Source organism: Dyella japonica A8 (assembly GCF_000725385.1).
In the GTDB taxonomy this organism is placed as follows: domain Bacteria; phylum Pseudomonadota; class Gammaproteobacteria; order Xanthomonadales; family Rhodanobacteraceae; genus Dyella; species Dyella japonica_C.
Map to the genome: position 1 here is coordinate 960384 of NZ_CP008884.1, position 18859 is coordinate 979242.

The 18859-nt window shown below is 67.4% G+C and carries 24 protein-coding genes; 18 read left to right on the forward strand and 6 right to left on the reverse strand.

What is annotated here, in order from left to right:
• The first annotated feature begins 54 nt into the window (after positions 1–54).
• The 5 genes from HY57_RS04005 (at position 55) to HY57_RS04025 (ending at position 3485) form a co-directional block, all read left to right on the forward strand.
• A complete protein-coding gene (locus tag HY57_RS04005; protein ID WP_019465539.1) occupies positions 55–480 on the forward strand; it encodes a F0F1 ATP synthase subunit epsilon in 426 nt (141 codons plus the stop codon).
• Between the two features lie 89 nt (positions 481–569).
• Entirely contained in the window at positions 570–1136 is a 567-nt protein-coding gene (locus HY57_RS04010) for an energy transducer TonB (protein ID WP_235186610.1), read from the forward strand.
• Between the two features lie 82 nt (positions 1137–1218).
• Complete coding sequence (glmU, locus tag HY57_RS04015; RefSeq protein WP_019465537.1) at positions 1219–2592, forward strand: bifunctional UDP-N-acetylglucosamine diphosphorylase/glucosamine-1-phosphate N-acetyltransferase GlmU; 1374 nt, start codon at positions 1219–1221, stop codon at positions 2590–2592.
• 57 nt (positions 2593–2649) lie between these two features.
• Positions 2650–3195 (forward strand): hypothetical protein, encoded by a 546-nt coding sequence (locus HY57_RS04020; protein WP_144240764.1) that lies wholly within the window; start codon positions 2650–2652, stop codon positions 3193–3195.
• A gap of 50 nt (positions 3196–3245) precedes the next feature.
• A complete protein-coding gene (locus HY57_RS04025; RefSeq protein ID WP_144240765.1) occupies positions 3246–3485 on the forward strand; it encodes a hypothetical protein in 240 nt (79 codons plus the stop codon).
• A gap of 7 nt (positions 3486–3492) precedes the next feature.
• Here the strand turns inward: HY57_RS04025 and HY57_RS04030 are convergent, their stop codons facing one another.
• Positions 3493–4479, reverse strand: coding sequence for a pteridine-dependent deoxygenase (locus tag HY57_RS04030; protein ID WP_026033973.1), 987 nt, complete (start codon positions 4477–4479; stop codon positions 3493–3495).
• A 92-nt stretch (positions 4480–4571) separates the two neighbouring features.
• Here HY57_RS04030 and HY57_RS04035 point away from each other — a divergent pair, with 92 nt between their 5' ends.
• The 8 genes from HY57_RS04035 (at position 4572) to fabG (ending at position 10956) form a co-directional block, all read left to right on the forward strand.
• Complete coding sequence (locus HY57_RS04035) at positions 4572–4841, forward strand: phosphopantetheine-binding protein (protein WP_019465533.1); 270 nt, start codon at positions 4572–4574, stop codon at positions 4839–4841.
• A 79-nt stretch (positions 4842–4920) separates the two neighbouring features.
• On the forward strand, positions 4921–5643 hold the full coding sequence (locus HY57_RS04040; RefSeq protein ID WP_026033972.1) for a hypothetical protein: 723 nt from the start codon (positions 4921–4923) through the stop codon (positions 5641–5643).
• Positions 5640–5939: a hypothetical protein gene (locus HY57_RS04045; protein ID WP_019465531.1), complete on the forward strand. Its 300-nt coding sequence runs from the start codon at positions 5640–5642 to the stop codon at positions 5937–5939. Before HY57_RS04040 ends, HY57_RS04045 begins: the two co-directional genes overlap by 4 nt.
• A complete protein-coding gene (locus tag HY57_RS04050; protein ID WP_019465530.1) occupies positions 5936–6895 on the forward strand; it encodes a hypothetical protein in 960 nt (319 codons plus the stop codon). Before HY57_RS04045 ends, HY57_RS04050 begins: the two co-directional genes overlap by 4 nt.
• The gene (locus HY57_RS04055; protein ID WP_026033971.1) at positions 6840–7466 is read left to right on the forward strand and encodes a LolA-related protein; all 627 of its coding nucleotides are present in this window, start codon (positions 6840–6842) and stop codon (positions 7464–7466) included. Before HY57_RS04050 ends, HY57_RS04055 begins: the two co-directional genes overlap by 56 nt.
• 2 nt (positions 7467–7468) lie before the next feature.
• Positions 7469–9787, forward strand: coding sequence for an MMPL family transporter (locus tag HY57_RS04060; RefSeq protein WP_019465528.1), 2319 nt, complete (start codon positions 7469–7471; stop codon positions 9785–9787).
• Complete coding sequence (locus HY57_RS04065) at positions 9771–10205, forward strand: hypothetical protein (protein WP_019465527.1); 435 nt, start codon at positions 9771–9773, stop codon at positions 10203–10205. Before HY57_RS04060 ends, HY57_RS04065 begins: the two co-directional genes overlap by 17 nt.
• 13 nt (positions 10206–10218) lie before the next feature.
• Positions 10219–10956, forward strand: a complete 738-nt coding sequence (gene fabG / locus HY57_RS04070) for a 3-oxoacyl-ACP reductase FabG (RefSeq protein WP_019465526.1) — start codon at positions 10219–10221, stop codon at positions 10954–10956.
• A gap of 10 nt (positions 10957–10966) precedes the next feature.
• Here the strand turns inward: fabG and HY57_RS04075 are convergent, their stop codons facing one another.
• The 3 genes from HY57_RS04075 to HY57_RS04085 are packed head-to-tail and all read right to left on the reverse strand — an operon-like array spanning position 10967 to position 13715.
• Complete coding sequence (locus HY57_RS04075; RefSeq protein WP_019465525.1) at positions 10967–11725, reverse strand: glycosyltransferase family 2 protein; 759 nt, start codon at positions 11723–11725, stop codon at positions 10967–10969.
• Positions 11722–12519, reverse strand: coding sequence for a beta-ketoacyl synthase chain length factor (locus HY57_RS04080; protein WP_019465524.1), 798 nt, complete (start codon positions 12517–12519; stop codon positions 11722–11724). Before HY57_RS04080 ends, HY57_RS04075 begins: the two co-directional genes overlap by 4 nt.
• Positions 12516–13715, reverse strand: a complete 1200-nt coding sequence (locus HY57_RS04085) for a beta-ketoacyl-[acyl-carrier-protein] synthase family protein (protein WP_019465523.1) — start codon at positions 13713–13715, stop codon at positions 12516–12518. Before HY57_RS04085 ends, HY57_RS04080 begins: the two co-directional genes overlap by 4 nt.
• A 157-nt stretch (positions 13716–13872) precedes the next feature.
• Here HY57_RS04085 and HY57_RS04090 point away from each other — a divergent pair, with 157 nt between their 5' ends.
• Both HY57_RS04090 and hemF read left to right on the forward strand, forming a co-directional pair.
• On the forward strand, positions 13873–14586 hold the full coding sequence (locus tag HY57_RS04090) for a YdcF family protein (RefSeq protein ID WP_235186611.1): 714 nt from the start codon (positions 13873–13875) through the stop codon (positions 14584–14586).
• Between the two features lie 86 nt (positions 14587–14672).
• The gene (gene hemF / locus HY57_RS04095) at positions 14673–15575 is read left to right on the forward strand and encodes an oxygen-dependent coproporphyrinogen oxidase (RefSeq protein ID WP_019465521.1); all 903 of its coding nucleotides are present in this window, start codon (positions 14673–14675) and stop codon (positions 15573–15575) included.
• Between the two features lie 234 nt (positions 15576–15809).
• Here hemF and HY57_RS04100 read toward each other — a convergent pair whose 3' ends face one another.
• A complete protein-coding gene (locus HY57_RS04100) occupies positions 15810–16472 on the reverse strand; it encodes a hypothetical protein (protein ID WP_019465520.1) in 663 nt (220 codons plus the stop codon).
• Between the two features lie 145 nt (positions 16473–16617).
• Here HY57_RS04100 and gpmA point away from each other — a divergent pair, with 145 nt between their 5' ends.
• Together gpmA and HY57_RS04110 are read left to right on the forward strand one after the other, a co-directional pair.
• Positions 16618–17361: a 2,3-diphosphoglycerate-dependent phosphoglycerate mutase gene (gene gpmA, locus HY57_RS04105; protein ID WP_019465519.1), complete on the forward strand. Its 744-nt coding sequence runs from the start codon at positions 16618–16620 to the stop codon at positions 17359–17361.
• 124 nt (positions 17362–17485) lie between these two features.
• Positions 17486–17995 (forward strand): hypothetical protein, encoded by a 510-nt coding sequence (locus HY57_RS04110; RefSeq protein ID WP_019465518.1) that lies wholly within the window; start codon positions 17486–17488, stop codon positions 17993–17995.
• 5 nt (positions 17996–18000) lie between these two features.
• Here HY57_RS04110 and glnK read toward each other — a convergent pair whose 3' ends face one another.
• Entirely contained in the window at positions 18001–18339 is a 339-nt protein-coding gene (glnK, locus tag HY57_RS04115) for a P-II family nitrogen regulator (protein ID WP_019465517.1), read from the reverse strand.
• A 194-nt stretch (positions 18340–18533) separates the two neighbouring features.
• On the opposite strand from glnK, the gene HY57_RS04120 reads away from it, so the two are divergent.
• Positions 18534–18782, forward strand: a complete 249-nt coding sequence (locus HY57_RS04120) for an accessory factor UbiK family protein (RefSeq protein WP_019465516.1) — start codon at positions 18534–18536, stop codon at positions 18780–18782.
• Positions 18783–18859 lie beyond the last annotated feature (77 nt).

An 18859-nucleotide genomic window follows, 5' to 3' on the forward strand; every position in this document is an offset into this window, starting at 1 on the left:
GATTAAGAGTCAACTGCTCTATCGCCACTGCTTCAAACGCACCGGAATACCGTCATGAGTCATACCCTCCGTGTCGACATCGTCAGCGCCGAAGCCGAGATCTTCTCCGGCGAAGCGCAGCTCGTGGTCGCCACCGGCGAGATGGGCGAACTGGGCATCGCGCCCCGCCACGCGCCGCTGATCACCCGCCTGAAGCCGGGCCACGTCGATGTGGTGCTGGGCAACGGCGAGCGTCAGCAGTTCTGGGTGTCCGGCGGCATCCTGGAAGTGCAGCCGCAGGTCGTCACCGTGCTGGCGGATACCGCCGCGCGCGCGTCCGACCTCGATGAAGCTGCCGCTCAGCGCGCCAAGCAGGAAGCCGAGGACGCGCTGGCCAATCGCACCGACGCGGTCGAGATCGCCGAGGCGCAGGCCAAGCTGGCCGAAGCCATCACCCAGCTGCAGGCGCTGGAGCGCCTGCGCAAGACGCTCAAGCACTAAGCGCGCTTGCTGGGTAACGCCCCGCAGAACGCCGGCCCTGGGCCGGCGTTTTTGTTTATGCTGCTCCCTATCGACAGGGAGGCGTGGACATGGACGCGACGTACCGTGGCGGTTGGGCGCTAGCCCAATGGATGGGCATGGGCGGGTTGGGCTTCGTCCTGGCGGGCTGCGTCAGCACGCCGCCAGCGGCGCCAGCCAGGCCCACCACGGAGGGTGACACCTCTTGTCACGCGGTGGCCAAGGACGATCTCAAGCACTACCAGCTCGCGCTGGGCCAGGTCGCGACCGGCGCCACGCCCCGGGAACATCCTGCGCCTACCTATCCTCCCTCGCTGCTCGATCGACAACTGCCGCCACATGAAGTGGAAGCGCGACTGATCGTGGATGAAGCGGGCAAGGTCACCGAAGTCCGTATCGCCGACGAGGCGCAGGTCGATGCCGAAACGCGCCTGTTCGACGAAGCGGTGCGGGCCGCGGCCATGCAATGGGTGTTCGCGCCCCTGCACGTCAGCCAGTGGGCTGCGGACGCCAACGGCAACACCCATCAAGTCGGCAGCGAAGAGCGTCCGTTCAGCATGGACTATGTATTTCGTTTCGCCTGGAAGGACGGCAAGCCGGTCGCCGATGCCTCGGCGTCACCGCATGCCCCGAGATAGCCACATGACCTGCTTCCTCAGGCCTCTGGAAGGGCGTGCTCCGGCTGTTATCCTCCGCCGTTAGCTAAAACAGGCTTGCCCCATGCTCAAGAACGCCCCGTTGCACGTCATCGTCCTCGCCGCCGGCGAAGGCAAGCGCATGAAGTCGAAGAAGGCCAAGGTGCTCATGCCGCTGGCCGGCCGCCCGCTGCTGGCGCACGTACTCGATGCTGCGCGGGCGCTGAAACCCCAGGTGATCCACGTGGTGTATGGCCACTGTGGCGAGCAGGTGCGCGCGGCGTTCGAGGGGCAGGACGATCTGCGCTGGGTGCTGCAGTCGCAGCGGCTGGGGACGGGGCATGCCGTGCGCGAGGCATTGCTCGACGTGCCGGACGATGCGTCGGTGCTGGTGCTGTACGGTGACGTGCCGCTGACCCGCGCCCAGACGCTGGAAAAGCTGGTGGGTGCAGAAGGCACCGTCAGCCTGCTGGCCACCCGCGTGGCCAATCCCTTCGGTTATGGCCGCGTGCTGCGCGACGGCAACGGCCTCGTGCGCGCGGTGGTGGAGGAAAAGGACGCCGACGAAACGCAGCGCGCGATCAACCTGATCAACACCGGCATCGTCGCCGCCGAGTCCGTCGCGCTGAAGCGATGGACGTCCAGACTCGGCCGCAACAACGTGCAAGGCGAGTATTACCTTACCGACATCTTCGCCATGGCCGCCGACGAAAACCGCGCGGCGGCCTGCGTGGAGTGCGATGACGAATACGAAGCGGCCGGCGCCAATAATCCCTGGCAGCTCGCCGAGCTTGAAGCGGAGTACCGCACGCGCACCGCCAAGGCGCTGGCGCTCGATGGCGTACGCATCGCCGATCCCACCCGCATCGATGTGCGCGGCAAGGTCAGTGCCGGCATGGACGTGGAAATTGATGTCGACGTCATCCTCGAAGGCACCGTGGTGCTCGGCGACGACGTACAGATCGGCCCGTTCACGCGCCTGAAGAACGTCACCCTCGCCGCCGGCACCATCGTGCAGGCGCACTGCGATCTCGAAGGTGTGGTGACGCATGGCCCCTGCACCATCGGCCCGTTTGCGCGGCTGCGCCCCGGCACCGAACTGGCTGCCGGCGTGCACATCGGCAACTTCGTCGAAACCAAGAAGGCCACGCTTGGCGAAGGCAGCAAGGCCAATCACCTCAGTTATCTCGGCGACACCGTCGTCGGCAGTGGCGTGAACATCGGCGCCGGCACCATCACCTGCAACTACGACGGCGTGAACAAGCACCTCACCACCATCGGCGACCGCGCCTTCATCGGCTCCAACAGTGCGCTGGTGGCACCGGTGACCATTGGTGCCGGCGCGACGATCGGCGCGGGTTCCGTCATCGGCAAGGACGCGCCCGCGGGCGAGCTCACCCTGGCACGCGCGCGCCAGGTCACCTTGAATGGATGGCAGCGACCCACCAAGCAGAAGTGATTCCACGCCGCGATGCCCCTGTGTCGCGGCGGCTACCCAGCGAACAAGGAACGTGTCATGCGTAGTCGGACGTTGGCATGGAGCATGTTGGGCCTGCTGTTGTTGCAGGGCATGAGCACTCCGGCACGCGCCGGGTCGAGCGTGCAGCTGTTCAAGGACGACGGCGCGCCACGCTTCTCGTTCTACCTTGCCTGCGTCAGCAAGACGGTCCAGTGCGAGATCATCGAGCAGATGTTCGGTCACTGGGCTGACGACCGCCAGGTGACGGTGCATTCGCTCACCCCGGATGAGGCGGCGCGTTTTCCGGCCGACCCCGTATCGCCATCCGCCGATACGCCCTACCTGATCACCGTGCGTTACGCGCCTGAGATGGCTTCAGTGAGCAACTCCCTCGACGCTGGGTCGAGCGGGTTGCCGATCGTGAGCTACGTCGCCAACGTCCGCGTGTTCGACACGTCCAGTGGCAAGCTGGTCAAGTCGATGACCTGGCACCAGGAAAGAATGGCCGACCGGGACCATGGGTCGGCCAATCCGTATCTGGAGGCACAGGTGCGCGACTTTCTGAAACATCTGGATCCGAGCTACAAGCCGGCGGCGTCCTGATGGCGCGAAAGGGTCGCCGCGCGGCCGATAGGGGGCAGTCCCATCCCGTCATGAGCTGGCCATCACGCCCGGACGATGACGCGCTGCTGTTCCGCTACCGCTCCCACGGATTCTTCGTGCGTGCCGCGATGCAAAGCACTGTGGCCATCGCGGCGCCCAGCGATGCCCAGAAGGGCACGCTGGCGTTGGCGGAGATGTACGCGACTCTGCGGGCCGTCCGGTCCGCGACGGCGGACTTCCTGGTTTCCAGCTTGCGGCAGGGCCATTCACCCGACGGCTGGCCAGGCTGAGCGTGGCTCAGGCGTAGCGCCAGCCGTCGATCTCCACCAGCAATTCGCGCCGGCAGATATCGCCGTGTACCGCCAGCACCGGCACGCCAGGCAGCCGGTGCTGCAGGAAGTCGTGCACCAGCGGCGCATCGGTCGGGTGGCGCACGTACGCCTTCAACGGCGACTGCGTGTCGAAACCGGCCGGCATGCCCGCGCTGGCCAGCAGGGTTTCGAGATTCACCAGGGTTTCGTCGAGCTGCGCGAGCAGGTCGTCTTCGTGCGCCGAGGCGTGGCCCACGACGGCGGCGGTGCCCGAGATCGCCAGCACGTCCTGGCCGGGCAGGGTCATGGCACGGGCGAAGGTGGGCGCCGTGCGGCCGTATTGCCGGGGGTACTGCCAGGCGCTGACCTGGCGAGGATTCTCCACTCGCTCGCCGGGCTCGTCGCAGGCCAGCAGGTACACCTGCAGGCGCATGGCCGCCGCGCGGTGGCCAATGGCCGTGGCGGCCGGAAAGCCGTCGGCGAAAAAGCTGCCCATGCCCTCGGCGCGACCTTCGCAGAACTGCTTGTAACGCTCGCCGTCACCGTCGCCCTGGTTGATGTCGCCCAGGTAGTTCCAGATGCGCTGCACGTGATGCTCGCGGCGGGCGGCGACGAAGTCGCACAGCTGGGCATAGGCGATGGCCGCCGTGTCGCGCGGGCCGCCATGGAGCGCCTCGTCGAGCGTGATGGCGGCAAACAGCCAGCCGTCGCCGCAGGACCACTGCACCTCGCCGACGCGGCCGTGCGTCACGGGGCCATCGACCTGCCAGACTTCCAGCGGCGTGGGCGCATCGAAGCTTTCCAGATCCACGCTGAGCCAGCGCGGGTCGGCGCCGTGTGCGACGCCCGTGCCGAAGCCGAACACGGCCAGCACGCCAGGCTCCTGCAAAGCCATTCCGGGATCGACCCATCGGTAGGACACCCGCGGGGCCCGGCGCAGTGCGGGCCTGACGTTTTCACAACCCTGAACCATGGACATCCAACCGGAGAAGCTGACTCGCTATGTTACACTGGCAGGCCTGCACCTCTGGGGGAGAGGCGCAAGAATTTCGGGTACGGAACGGCATGGCCGAGCAGAGCAGCGCACAACACGAACTGGCCACGTTGATCGTGGACAGCCTCAATCTGGAAACCGTCACGGCCGACCAGATTGACCCGGATGCCCCGCTTTTCGGCGGCGATCTGGGCCTGGATTCCATCGACGCGCTGGAAATCGCGCTGGCGGTGTCCAAGCGCTACGGGTTCCAGCTGCGTTCGGACAACCCCGAGAATCGCAAGATCTTCACCAGCCTGCGCACCCTGTCCGAACACGTCGAACAGCACCGCGCCGTTTAACCCTCGTCCGGCATGATGGGCTGCATGCGCGGCAGACTTGCATCGTCGCCGCTTCGTTGCCCGGCAGGTTGAGCCATTCATGTCTTCACCCATCGCATCACCACGGAATTCGACGTCGCGGCGCTGGTGGCCGCTGATGTTCGGCTATCCGGTGCTGGCGATGGCGGGCGTGCTCACCCATCGCCAGGGCTTCTCGCTGGCGGCGTGCACGTTGCTGCTCACGGTGCTGATGGCGCCCGCGCTCGCCACGCGCCGCGTGCTGCCCTGGCTCGTGTGGCTGGGCACGCTGGCGGCGATGGGGTGGCTGTGGTGGCAGGACATGGTCGGGCTGTTGCTGGAATGCGTGCCCATCGCCATCAACATCCTGCTGGCGTGCCTGTTCGGACGCAGTCTGCGCGGTGGCAGCACGCCGCTGATCGCGCGCATCATCGAAGCACTGGAAGGTCCGGAGCGCCTCGACGTGCCGGGCGTGGCGTCCTACGCGCGGCATCTCACCTGGTTCTGGACGCTGCTGACCGCGACGCAGGCGCTGGTGCTCGCCGTGCTGTTGCTGTGCGCCGAACCCGGCGGCCTGCTCGGCTCGCTGGGCGTGGCGTCGCCCTGGCCCGTGCCAGCGGGGATCGCGCAGTCGTATGTGCACCTGGGCGGCTATGTACTGATCGTCAGCGCCTTCCTGCTGGAGCATGTGTTCCGCCGCCTGCATCTGCGACACATCCGCCATCCGCGCCTGCATGAACTGGTGGTTGGCGTGGCTGCGCGCTGGCCGAAGCTGGTGCGCGGCGAGGATCCGGCCTCGCCATGAGCCCTGTGTCCTTCCAGCGCGTGTTTCGCGTGGCCGTTGACCATCCCAGCCTGCCGGGACATTTTCCGGGTTCGCCGCTGGTACCGGGCGTGATGCTGCTGGAACAGGTGGCACTGGCCCTGCGAGAGTGGCGCGGCGAGCGGCTGGCGCGCGTGCTGGAAGCCAAGTTCGTAGCGCCGCTGCTGCCGGGGCAGGATGCGACCATCGCATTGACCGAAGCCAACGGTCGCGTGCGCTTCGACATACGTCGCGACGATACCCTGCTCGCGCGCGGCTCGGTCGAGGGAGCGCCATGACCGAGCACTGGCAGAGCCGTCCGGAAGGCGGCGGTCGATTCGCGCTGTGGCTGATCCGCACGATCGCGCTGCACGGCGGTCGTCCACTGGGACGACTGGTGCTGTATCCGATCACGTTCTACTTCTACCTGCGGCGCGGCCCCGAGCGACGGGCGTCGCGTCGTTTCCTGCAGCGCGCGCTCGGCAAGCCGGTCATGCCCTGGCATGTGATGAAGCACATCCATGGCTTCGCCGCGACGATCCTCGATCGCATCTTCCTGCTCGCGCACGGCGAGAAAGACTTCAATGTCAGCGTGGAGGGCCTGGACGAACTCGAGGCCTGCCTGGCGCAGGGGCGTGGCCTGTTGCTGCTCGGCACGCACCAGGGCAGTTTCGAAGCCTTGCGCGCGATCAGCTCGCGCCGTCCCGACATCCCGCTGCGCGTCGTGCTGGACAAGCAGAAAACGCCGGCCATGACCGAACTGCTGGAAGCGCTTGCGCCAGACATCGGCGCCAACGTCATCGATGCGTCCCTTGGCGGCGCTTCCATCACGCTGGCGATGGCGGAGGCCTGCGAGCAGGGCGCCATGGTGGCCTTGCTGGCCGATCGCGGGCGCGAACAGGAAGTGCTGCGGCGCGTGCCGTTGCTCGGCGAGCCGGCGCCGTTCCCGGTAGGCCCCTGGTTGCTCGCGCATACCCTGCGCGTGCCGGTGATGCTGTGCTTCGGCCTGTATGAAGGCGGTAACCGGTATCGTCTGGTCTTCGAGCCGTTTGCCGAACGCATCGACATTCCACGACAGGATCGCGCGCAGGCGCTGGACGCCGTGATGACCCGCTTCGCCGCCCGCGTGGAACATTACATCCACGTCGCCCCCTACAACTGGTTCAACTTCTATGACTTCTGGCAGCAAGACATGGGCAGTGCTACTGCTAAGCAGCCTGATGCTGTCGCTGAGCGCGAACGCGTCGGCGCCTGAAGACGCCGCCACGACCCGGGCGCTGATCGCGTCGCTGGGGCGGCCCGCTCCCGCGCGCACGCCGTTTGCCGAAGCACGCTTCATGAAGATGCTGGACCAGCCGCTGGTGGTGTCGGGGCAGCTGGCCTGGCTGGGCGAGGACCGCCTGGAGCGCACCGTCGAGCATCCCCATCGCGAAGTCTCGACCATTGCCAACGGCGAAGTGAGCCAGCAGCGCGAGGGTCGTTCGCCGCGCAGCTTCTCGCTCAAGCGCGCGCCGCAGTTGCAGCTGCTGCTCGACAGTTTCGTCGCCCTGCTTGGCGGCGATGCGGCGCGGCTGGACCAGGCCTTCGTGGTGCAGCACAGCGCCGATGGCGCCGATCACTGGACGCTGACGCTGACGCCGCGTGACGCGAAACTCGCGCAGACGGTCAGCCGCATCGACATCGACGGCAGCGGCAACGAACCGCACTGCATGCGCATGCAGGAGGCCGACGGCGACGTCGCCATCGACCTGCTTGGCGCGTATGCCGCGAAGATGCCGGCCACGCCCACCCGCGACGCGCTCGCCACGATCTGCCAGGGCGACTGATCGTGCGTCGCGGCGGTCGCGTGACATTGCTGGTGGGGTGGCTGGCAACGCTGGCCGCGCTCGGCCTGTTCGTGGTGACACACCTCGTGGTGAGCACGGACCTGCGTAGCTTCATGCCTGCGCCGACCACGCCGGACCAGCGCCTGTTGATGGAGCAGGTGGGTGAAGGCCCCGGCTCCCGCCTGCTGCTGGTGGCCATCGCGGGCAAGCCCGACGAGCAGCTCGCCACGTTGAGCCAGCAGCTGTCCGGCGCCTTGCACAAGGACGCGCGTTACACGCAGGTGCTGAACGGCAGTTTCGACATCGGCGCGCTGGATGATGCGTTGTTGCCGTATCGGTACCTGCTCTCGCCCACGCTGGATCACGAGCCGCTGGATGCGGCCCATCTGCGCGACCAGCTCGAACAGCGGCTGGATGACCTGTCATCACCGGCAGCCAGCCTGCTGAAGGGTCTGTTGCCGCGCGACCCTACGCTGGAGGTGCTCAAGCTGGCCGAGCGCTGGTCGCCGCCCAGGTCGCCCGAGGTCGTGCAAGGCGTGTGGTTCTCGCCGCAGCACGAAGCCCTCTTGCTGGTGCTGACAAAAGCTCCGGGTTTCGATCCGGACGCGCAGGCGTCGGCGATCGACGGGATCCATCGCGCTTTTGATGGCCTCCCCGATCATGCCGGCGCGTCGCTGGTGGTGAGTGGGCCAGGCTACTTCAGTGTCGTGGCGAGTGCGCAGACGCGCGGGCAGGCGGAGTGGATAGGTCGCATTTCCACGGTGGGCTTCATCGTGTTGCTTCTGCTGGCCTACCGGAGCATCGGTTCGCTGCTGTTCTCTGCGTTGCCGATCGCCAGCGCGGCGCTGGCCGGCATCGCGGCGCTCATCGTGCTGTTCCCGCAGGTCCACGGCATCACGCTCGCCTTCGGCTTCACGCTGCTGGGCGTGGCGCAGGAGTACCCGATCCGCGTGCTCAGCCATCGGCGCGCCGACGAAAGCGCCGTGCAGAGCGTGCGCGACCTGTGGCCGCTGCTGCTCACCGCCATCGCGTCGGCATGCATCGCTTACCTCGCCTTCTTCGCTTCGGGCGTGAACGGCCTCAAGCAGCTGGCGGTGTTCACCGTGACCGGCCTGCTGGTGGCCGGCTTCAGCACCCGCTACCTGCTGCCGCACCTCTTGCCCACGCGCGTGCACGACGTCGCCGGCATGGGTTGGTTGATTCGTGCGCGACGGCTCGTGGACGGCCTGCCGCGCCCCCGCTGGGTACCGCTGCTGGTGGCCGTGGCCACCGTGGTGATGCTGGTGTTTGCGCAGGGGCCGTTCTGGCAGAACGACCTGTCCGCGCTGACCCCGTTGCCGCGCGACCTGCTGATGCGCGACGCCCGCCTGCGTGAAGCGCTCGGCGCGCCGGACGTGCGCTACCTGCTGGTGCTGCAGGCGCCGGATGAGCAGGCGGTGTTGAGGCTGTCCGAAAAGCTGGAGCCCGCGGCGGATGCGCTCGTCGCACGCCACGCGGTCGACGCGGTGGAGCTGCCTTCGCGCTACCTGTCCAGCGAAGCCGTGCAGCGCGCGCGCCAGCAGGCCCTGCCAGTGCGCGACGCGCTGGAGGCCGCGCTGGGCGAGGCGGAACAAGGCATGCCGTTCCAGCCCGGGCTGTTCCAGCCGTTTGTCGACGACGTGCAGAAGGCACGCGAACTGCCTCTGCTGACGCCGGCGCATTTCGCCTCATCGCCACTGGGGCAGCGCCTGTCCGGGATGCTGATGGCGCGGGACGGTCACTGGCTGGGGCTGGGCACGCTCAGCGGCGTGCATGACATCGGGGCGTTGCAGGCGCTCGCGCGTGACAGCGCTGGCGCCGTGCGGCTGCTCGACCTCAAGGCGGCCGCCGAGTCGCTGGTGGTCGATTACCGCACGCGCATCCTGCATGCCCTGCTGGGCGCTACGGGCCTGCTGGTGGTGGCGATCGTGATCGCCCTGCGCAGCGTGCGCCGCGCCTGGCATGTGCTGGCGCCGATGACGCTGGCGACCTTCCTGGTGCTGGCGGTGGAGCGCCTATCCGGCGTGGAAGTGTCGTTGTTCCACCTGGTGGCGCTGATCCTGGCGGCGGGCCTGGGCCTGCACTACGCGTTGTTCTTCGAGCGCGACACCGGTGATGCCGCCGAGCAACGGCGCACGCTGCACGCCACGCTGGTCTGCGTGTTGTCGGCGCTGCTGGTGTTCGGCATGCTGGCCTGGAGCACCATTCCTGTGCTGCGCGCCATTGGCCTTACGGTTAGCCTGGGCGTCGCCTTCCACTTCTGTCTTTCGATCCTGATGGCTCCTCATGCTCGCCAAGACTGACTGGGCCCACCTCATTCCCCACCAGGGCGCCATGAGCCTGCTCGACGCCGTGGTGGCGTGGAATGAATCCACCATTCATGCCCTGTCCGAAACCCATGCGCTGGCGGAGCATCCGCTTCGCGGGAGCGACGGATTGCATGCGGTGCATCTGGCCGAATACGGCGCACAGGCGATGGCGGTGCACGGCGCGCTGCTGGCTCGCGAGCACGGCGCAACCGATGTGCGGCCCGGACGCCTGGTCAGCCTGCGCGATGTCTCGCTGGACGTCGAATATGTCGATCCTTCCCAGGGACGTCTGGACGTCCATGCGGAGCGTCTCTACGCAGACGTGTCCGGTGCGCAGTACAGCTTCCGCGTGGAACAGAATGGCCGGATGCTGGTGAGTGGCCGCGCCGCCGTCATCCACCCTTCCCCCTGATAGCGAGGTCGCCATGTCACAGCTCCATTCTTCCCGTCGCGCCCTGGTGACCGGTGGCAGCGGCGATCTGGGCGGCGCGATTTCACGCGCGCTGGCGGCGGGCGGCTACCACGTGGTGGTACATGCGAATGCCGGGCTTGCGCGCGCGGACGACGTGGCCTCGGCCATCCGCGACGTAGGCGGCAGCGCGCAGGCAGTGGCCTTCGATGTGACGGACGCAGCCGCCACGCGGCATGCGCTGGACGGCCTGCTGGCCGACGGCCCGATCCACGTCGTGGTCAACAACGCTGGCGTGCACGAGGACAGCCCCATGGCGGGCATGTCGGAGGAGGCCTGGCATCGCGTGATCGACGTATCGCTGCACGGTTTCTTCCACGTCACGCAGCCCTTGCTGCTGCCGATGGCACGTGCGCGTTTCGGGCGCATCGTGTCGGTAAGCTCGGTGGCGGCGCAGCTCGGCAATCGCGGGCAGGTCAACTATGCAGCGGCGAAATCGGCCTTGCACGGCGCTACCCGCTCGCTCGCGCGCGAGATGGCATCGCGCGGGATCACCGCCAACGTGGTGGCACCAGGCGTGATCGAAGGCCGCATGATCGGCGAGGATTTCCCGCCCGAACGCATCCGCGAGCTCGTGCCCGCGCAACGTGCGGGCCGACCGGAAGAGGTGGCCGCGCTGGTGGCTTTTCTGTGTTCCGAGGCCGCCGGTTACATCAACGGCCAGGTGATCGGCGTCAACGGCGGCATGGCCTGAGTCGACGGGCTCAGGTCACCGCCGTATCGAACACGATCGGCTGCGAGGCGCGGGACCGGCGATAGCTCGCCATGATGTCGCCATAGCGAAACACCTGTCCCACGGTGTAGGTGGTGATGCGCGTGACGTCGCGGATCGGGCTGAAATGGCTGATGCGGAACTCGCCCTCGTAGCGCGAAGCGATCGGCACCGACACCACGCCCAGCCCTTTCTCGCGCGAGGCGGCGATGAGGATGGCGGCCTCGAACACAAAGTTCTCCGCCGGCAGATCCACCAGGTCGAGCGCGGCGCGCGGATACCAGCGCTGTCCGCTCTGCGTGTCTGCCACGGGTTGTGCGCAGGCCCACGAGATGCCCCAGTCGGCGACGGCGTTGGCACGGCGGCGCGCCTTGGGCTGCTGTTCGCGCTCGAGCAGGCGCGCGCCGATGACGATGTGGTTCGGGTAGCGCTGTGCCGCGGCGGCGATGCGCGGAATGTCGCTGGCCAGGTGCTGGCCGTCGCCATCCATGGTGAGCACCGCGTCGTAGCCCTGCCGCAGCGCTTCGCGGAAACCGGTGCGCAGCGCCTCGCCCTTGCCACTGCGCTGCGGATGGCGCAGCAGCGTGACAGGAAGCTCCCGCACGATGTCCGGCGTGCGGTCGTCCGAGCCGTCATCGACCACGATGACAGGTACGCCAAGCGAAAGGACGGACTGGATGATCCTGCCGATCGCCGCCTCTTCATTGAGGCAGGGAATCAGCACGCACCAGCGGGCATCGGACGTATTCAAACAGGTGTCTCCAAGACAACCCTCAAAGCCAGGGTTTCGGCGGCGGCTAGGGTGCAGTCACCTTCGCCCAGAACGAGATTTTGCATCAGCGGCCATGCCGATGTGGCAATCGGGTTGGTTTCGTACCACGCGCCTGTGACCGGCGTGGGGCGGAGCTGCCCCTCCGCATGGGGGATCAGGCCCAGGTCGAGGTGGGCCAGGGTGCGCGGGCTGACCGTGGGGGCGAGCACCAGCGCCAGGCCGAACGGGCTGCGCGTGCCGGTCATCTCGCCCAGCGGGCCGTGGCCCGCGATGTCGCTGCACACCAGCAACACCGGGCGCTGCTCGGCGACGCAGAGCGAAGCCGCCTCCAGCAGGCCGGCGCCCAGGCTGGCGGGGCCGGCGGTGATGGCGCTGGAAGTCGCGTGGCAGCCCGTGGCGATGGTCCAGTAGCCGGCCGGCGCGTTGTGCACGGAATTGTGGAAGCGCGTCGGAGACAATTCTGTCGGAGCGGCCGCCAGCGTGGCGCACATATAGTCGGAAATGGACTGGTCGCCATAGGCGGAGCTGAAGACGCAGGGCAGCTCGCTGGCGGCCAGCCCGCTCATTGCCACTGCCTGTCCCGCCACTTCCACGGCGAGCAGCACGCTCTCGGGTGCACGGCGCCGCTCATTCGCCGGCAGCATCGCGGCGGCAGGGCGGGCCGCCGGTGCGTCCGCCGGCTCGCCCCGAAGCTGCGCCCGCAGGGCGGCGAAATCGCCCAGCGCGGGCGACCACAGGCCAATGCCTTCCACATGGACTTGCAGCGTACTCATGCGGGTGCCCTCCCGAAGGCAAGGCAGGCGTTGTTGCCACCAAATCCAAACGAATTGCTGAGCGCCACGTTGACCTCGCGCCGCTCGCTGACCAGGGCCAGCTGCGGTCCGCAAGCCTCGTCAGGATGGGTGCAGCCGAAGTTGCCGGGCACCAGGCCGTGGCGAATGGCCAGCAACGCGAAGGTGGCTTCGAGAATGCCGGCGGCGCCCAGCGTGTGCCCGGTGTAGCCCTTGGTGGAGCTGGCCCGCGTGGTGGACGGGAAGGCGCGCGCCACCAGGGCGGCTTCCACCTCGTCGTTCTTCATGCTCGCCGTGCCATGCAGGTTGATGTAATCGATCTGCTCCGCGCGCAGGCCGCCGCGCGCCAGCGCATCGCGCAGCGCCAGTTCGGCGCCGAGGCCTTCCGGGTGGGGCGTCGACATGTGGTGCGCATCGCTGGATTCGCCGTAGCCAAGCAGGCGCGGGGCATCCGGTGCGGCCACGATGCGCTCGAGCAGCGCGAAGCCGGCGGCTTCGCCGATGGAGATGCCATGGCGGGCCTGGTCGAACGGGCGGCATGGCTCGGGCGATACCAGTTCCAGCGCGTTGAAGCCGAACAGCACGCTGTCGCACAGCGTGTCCACGCCGCCGACCACGGCGGCATCCGCCAAGCCAAGGCGGATCAACCGCTCGGCCGTCGCGAACACCTTGGCGCTGGAGGAACAGGCCGTGGACACGGTAAGGCAGGGGCCTTCCAGCCCCAGCGCCTCAGCCACGAAACCGGCCAGCGAATGAGGAGCGTGGATGGGTGGCCGACGCAGTTCCGCCGGCATCTGGCCGGCCTCATCGAGGCGGCGATAGCCTTCCTCGGTGGCGCCGATGCTGGCTGTGGACGTACCCAGCACCAGTGCCACGCGGGCGGCGCCATAGCGCTGGCGCGCGTCCAGCGCACGGTCGATGAACTGGTCCTGGTGCAGTCCCAGCCAGGCGAGCCGGTTGTTGCGGCATTCCCACATCGCGTGGGCAGCGGGCAGCGCGGCGTCTTCGACGCCATCGACACGGCCTATCCAGCATGCCAGCGGGGCGCTGCTGAAGTCGTTTTCGCGCAGCCCGCCGCGCCCGGTGGACAGGGCGGCGAGGTGGCTTTCGAGACCAAGGCCAAGCGCGGAGGTGGCCGTGTAGGAACTGACGGCAAGGGGGTGGATCGGTACGGACATCGCGCGAGCCTAGCGAGCACCTCGGCTATTTCCTAGTCTGGACCCCCCGGGCAGGCTTCCCCGTTCATCTTTGCCAGGGCGCCCCGCGCCGCCGATTGCGCGCGGCCTAGGGGCTGAGCACACTGCGCTACCGGCCACCGCCTGCCCTGCCCCGCCTGTGCCACCCCTGACTGCACCGCTCAAACGTGGCCCCTGGCGCTATCTCAGCGATCGTGACGTGCTGCATGCGGCCGTGGTCACCCTGCTGGTTTTCCTGCTGAGTCTTGGCCTGGTCTGGATCGGCTACCTCGTTCATGTATGCCGGATGGCGGCCCGCAGCCCGCTGGCGCCCGCGCAGCCCATGACTACCCTGGTGTTCGGGCGGCGGCTGGTCCGGGATGCCCCGGAGAAGGATTACCAGCAGCGCTTGTGGCGCGTGCTGGCCTTGATGCGTTCGCGCGCCACCGAGCGCGTGCTGCTGTTGGGCGGGCGCAGCGAGGGAAGCCTCATCAGCGAAGCCGAAGCCGGGCGTGCATGGCTGGCGCAGCACGAGCTGCCCGCCGGTGTGGTGGTGCAGCTGGAGCAGGCCTCGGTCGACTCGCTGGAAAACCTGCGCCACGCACGCAGCCTGCTGCAGGAAGACGGCCCCGTGACGCGCGTGTTGCCGCCGGTGGCGCTGGTGACCAGTCGCTATCACCTTGCGCGTTGCCAACTGCTCGCGCGCCGGCTGGGTTTCCAGAGCGTGCCCATCGCGGCGGAGCCCGCATTGGTGCTCAATCGTCGCTATGTCATCCGCTTGCTGGCCGAATCGGGTTATCTCATGTGGATCGATATCGGGCTGCGCTGGGCAACCTTCATCGGCCATCGGCGGATCACCGCACGCGTCCGTTGAGCTGGCTGTACGCGACGCGCCGCCACAGCGGTTCCCCGCACCGTGCTTGCTAAGCTTGCGGTACTCGAACCACGACGGACCGCCCCATGAGCCAGCAAGCCGATCAAGCCGAACTGTTCCTGCGTGAACTGCAGGATCGCATCTGCTCGGCGATCGAACAGGTCGATGGCAAGGCGCGTTTCGAGGAAGACGCGTGGACGCGCCCCGCTGGTGGCGGCGGCCGCACGCGCGTGCTGCGCGATGGTGCGATCTTCGAGCAGGCGGGCGTGAACTTCTCGCGCGTGTACGGCAGCCAGTTGCCGCCCAGCGCTACCGCGCATCGTCCCGACTTGGCCGGTGGCGGCTTCGTGGCCACCGGCGTGTCGCTGGTGCTGCATCCGCGCAACCCGCACGTGCCCACCACGCACGCCAACGTGCGCTACTTCGAGGCGAGCAAGGAAGGCGTGGACCCGGTGTGGTGGTTCGGCGGCGGTTTCGACCTCACGCCGTTCTACCCGCGCGAGGAAGACGTGGTGCATTGGCACACCGTGGCGCGCGATGTGTGCGCGCCCTATGGCGATGACGTCTATGCGCGCTACAAGAAGTGGTGCGACGACTATTTCTACCTCAAGCATCGCGGTGAAACGCGCGGTGTCGGCGGCTTGTTCTACGACGATCTGAACGAAGGTGGCTTCGAACGCTGCTTCGCTTTCACCCGCGACGTGGGGCAGGGTTTTCTCGATGCCTACCTGCCCATCGTCGAGCGGCGCAAGGGCGAGGCCTATGGCGAACGCGAGCGCGAATTCCAGCTCTACCGCCGTGGCCGCTACGTGGAATTCAACCTGGTGTACGACCGCGGCACGCTGTTCGGCCTGCAGTCGGGCGGCCGCACGGAATCGATCCTGATGAGCCTGCCGCCGCGCGTGCGCTTCGAATACAACTTCCAGCCGGAACCGGAATCACCGGAAGCGCGGCTGGCGGATTACCTCAAGCCGCGCGATTGGGTGTAAACCGAGCACGTCGCTCTAAGAGCCTGTTCAAAGTCTTTCGGGCGTTTCAAAAAAGCGACATCTTCTTGCTCGTCATCCCCGCGAAAGCGGGAGGCGCTCTTTCAACAGCCGAAGGGCTGGTCATCCAGCGACTTTATGGGCTGCGAAAAGACACTGGATTCCCGCTTTCGCGGGAATGACGGTGAGGAAAATCGGTGTTCCGCGAGATGTAGAACAGGCCCTAAGAGCTGCCCATTACTCCGTGGGCTGCTCGCCGCTGAACTTCACCGGCGTCGCGCCCTTCACCGGGCCGATCTGCGCGCTGTCGCTCACCTGCAGCACCACGTCGCGGCGGAAATCCAGCGTGCCCTGCACCACGGCATGCGGGCCGATCACCACGTGCGGCGGGCGGTTGTTGCTGTTGAAGTTGAACCAGCCGCCCGGCTTCTCGACCAGGATGCCGCCCTCGACGCGCGAGTTGGCGCCCACCGTGATGTCGCCATTGGCAGTCTGCAGACCGCCGCCGACGTGAGCCGCGTCGAGGTTGATGCTGCCGTTGACGGTGCCGACCTTGCCGGCCACATCGGTGGCCTTGCCCAGGCGCACGCCGCCATTGGTGGTGCTCACGGTGCCGGCGACGCGGGCGTTGGAGCCGATGGTGACGCCGCCGTTGACCGTGTCGACCGCTGCCGCCTGCACGTGATCGCCCAGGTCCACCGCGCCGTTGACGGTGCTGGCCTTCTGTATCACTGCGTTGTCGCCCACGCGGACGGCACCGTTGACCGTGCTCACATTGCCGGCATGTTGCCCGGCATCCACGCGCACGGTGCCGTTGACCTTGTCGATGTCGCCGTCGGCGGCCTGGGCCAGGACGGGCAGGGTCAGGGCGAGGGCGATGGCAAGCAGATGACGACGCATGGCGAACTCCGTGTAAGTGGGTAACGGATCTAGGATGCACCTGCGCGAGCCCGGGTTTAGCATGACCTTCGACAGGGGGCGCGGCGATTTGACGGGGCCCGGGCGGAGCCTCACCATCACGGGTTTCCCGCCGCGAATTCCCGCCATGTACAAGCTCGTACTCATCCGTCACGGCCAGTCCCAGTGGAACCTCGACAACCGCTTCAGCGGCTGGGCCGACGTGGATCTCACCGAACAGGGCAGGGCCGAAGCCGCCGAAGCGGGCCGCCTGCTGAAGGCCGAGGGCTATGCTTTCGACGTGGCGCACACCTCCGTGCTCAAGCGCGCCGTGCGTACCCTGTGGGGCGTGCTCGATGGCGTGGACCAGATGTGGTTGCCCGTGGTTACCGACTGGCGCCTCAACGAGCGCCACTACGGCGGCCTCACCGGCCTCAACAAGGCTGAGACGGCAGCCAAGTACGGCGAGGACCAGGTCAAGGTGTGGCGTCGCAGCTACGACATCCCGCCGCCGCCGCTCGACCGCGCCAGCAACGAGTCGGTGAACGACCCGCGCTACGCCAACCTCGACCCGTCGATGATCCCGGACACCGAGTGCCTGAAGGACACCGTCGACCGCGTACTGCCCTACTGGCACGACGTGCTGGCGCCGGCGATCGCCTCCGGCCAGCGCGTGGTGGTGGCAGCGCACGGCAATTCGCTGCGCGCGCTGGTGAAGTACCTGGACAACATCTCCGACGAGGAGATCACCGAGCTCAACATTCCCAACGGCGTGCCGCTGGTGTACGAGTTCGACAAGGACCTCAAGCCGATCCGCCATTACTACCTGGGCGACGCCGACGCCATCGCCGCGAAGATGGCCGCCGTGGCCAACCAGGGCAAGGCGAAGTAAGGCCTTCCCCGCCGCGGGTGACGCCTGTCACCCGCGATGGCGGCGGCCCGTCAGTCGTACCGGCCGCATGGCCTCGCTAAGCTGCCTCGCATGCCACGCCGAGGCCGTCGCGATGACCCCGAACATGATTTCTGCGCTGATGATCCCGCTGATGGCCTTCGTCGTCTGGCGCCGTGTGCGCGGCAGCTTCGGGCGGCAGCCGATCCGCCGCCAGCGGATGATCTTCCGCATCGTCGTCTTCTGTGTCGTCGCCGGCCTGCTGGGGCTGAGCGGGCTGCACAACGTCCGGCTGCTCGAGGGCCTCGCGGGAGGCGTGCTGGCGGGCGCTGCGCTGGGTACGGTCGGCCTGCGCCTGACGCACTTCGAGCGCGATGCGCAGGGCAACGACCTCTACATTCCCAACGCCTGGATCGGTGGCCTGGTCACTGCCTTGCTGATCGGGCGCCTGGCCTGGCGTCTGCTGGTCGTCATGCCGCAGCTGCAGGGCCTGGCGATGGCGCACGCGGCCCCGCCGATGGGCAACAGCCCGCTGACACTGGCCATCTTCGGCCTGATGATCGGCTACTACGTCTGTTACTTCGCCGGCCTGCTGGTGCATCACCGCCGTTTCGAACGGGGCCAGCTGGCGGGCTGACGGGCTTACAACGCGTCGGCGTCCATCTCGCCGGTGCGGATGCGGATGACCTGCTCCAGCGGGCTGACGAAGATCTTGCCGTCGCCGATCTTGCCGGTCTTGGCCGATGCCTGGATGGCCTCGACCACGCGGTCCACCTGCTCGTCGGCCACGGCCACTTCCAGCTTGATCTTGGGCAGGAAGTCGACCACGTACTCGGCGCCGCGATAGAGTTCGGTATGGCCTTTCTGCCGGCCAAAGCCCTTGACCTCGGTCACCGTGATGCCCTGCACCCCCACCTCGGCCAGGGCTTCGCGCACATCGTCCAGCTTGAACGGCTTGATGATCGCAACCACCAGCTTCATGGGTTTTCCTCTCGTCGTTGGGGCACCCGCTTCAGCGGGTGGGCCGGGGAACGGCATTTTGCCTGTCGGGGCGGTCAACTGTCGCCCCGGTATGTTCTGTAGGAAAATTCCTACTCACAGAAGTGGAGCATGCCGATAGTGGCATTTGAACTTATGAACCTAAACTTCCTTCCGACGAGTTCGAGGTGCTATCCATGATGGATAGGCAGGATATCGATCAACTTGCCCAGCGTCTTGTTTCGTTGGTTCCGCCAGGATTGGCTCAGGCGCAACAGGATTTGCGCACCAACTTCGGCGATGTCCTGGCGCAGGGATTGCGCCGCCTTGACCTAGTCACCCGCGAAGAGTTTGAGGTCCAGACTCAACTGCTGGCGCGTACCCGCGCCAAGGTTGAGGCCCTGGAGAAGCGAATCGCAGATCTTGAGGCTGGTGCCGGCACCTGACGAATGACGGGTGCGGCACGGGCCCATGTCCCGGGAGCCGCCCCCGATTTGTCACCCTCACCCCGAGAACGGTCGGG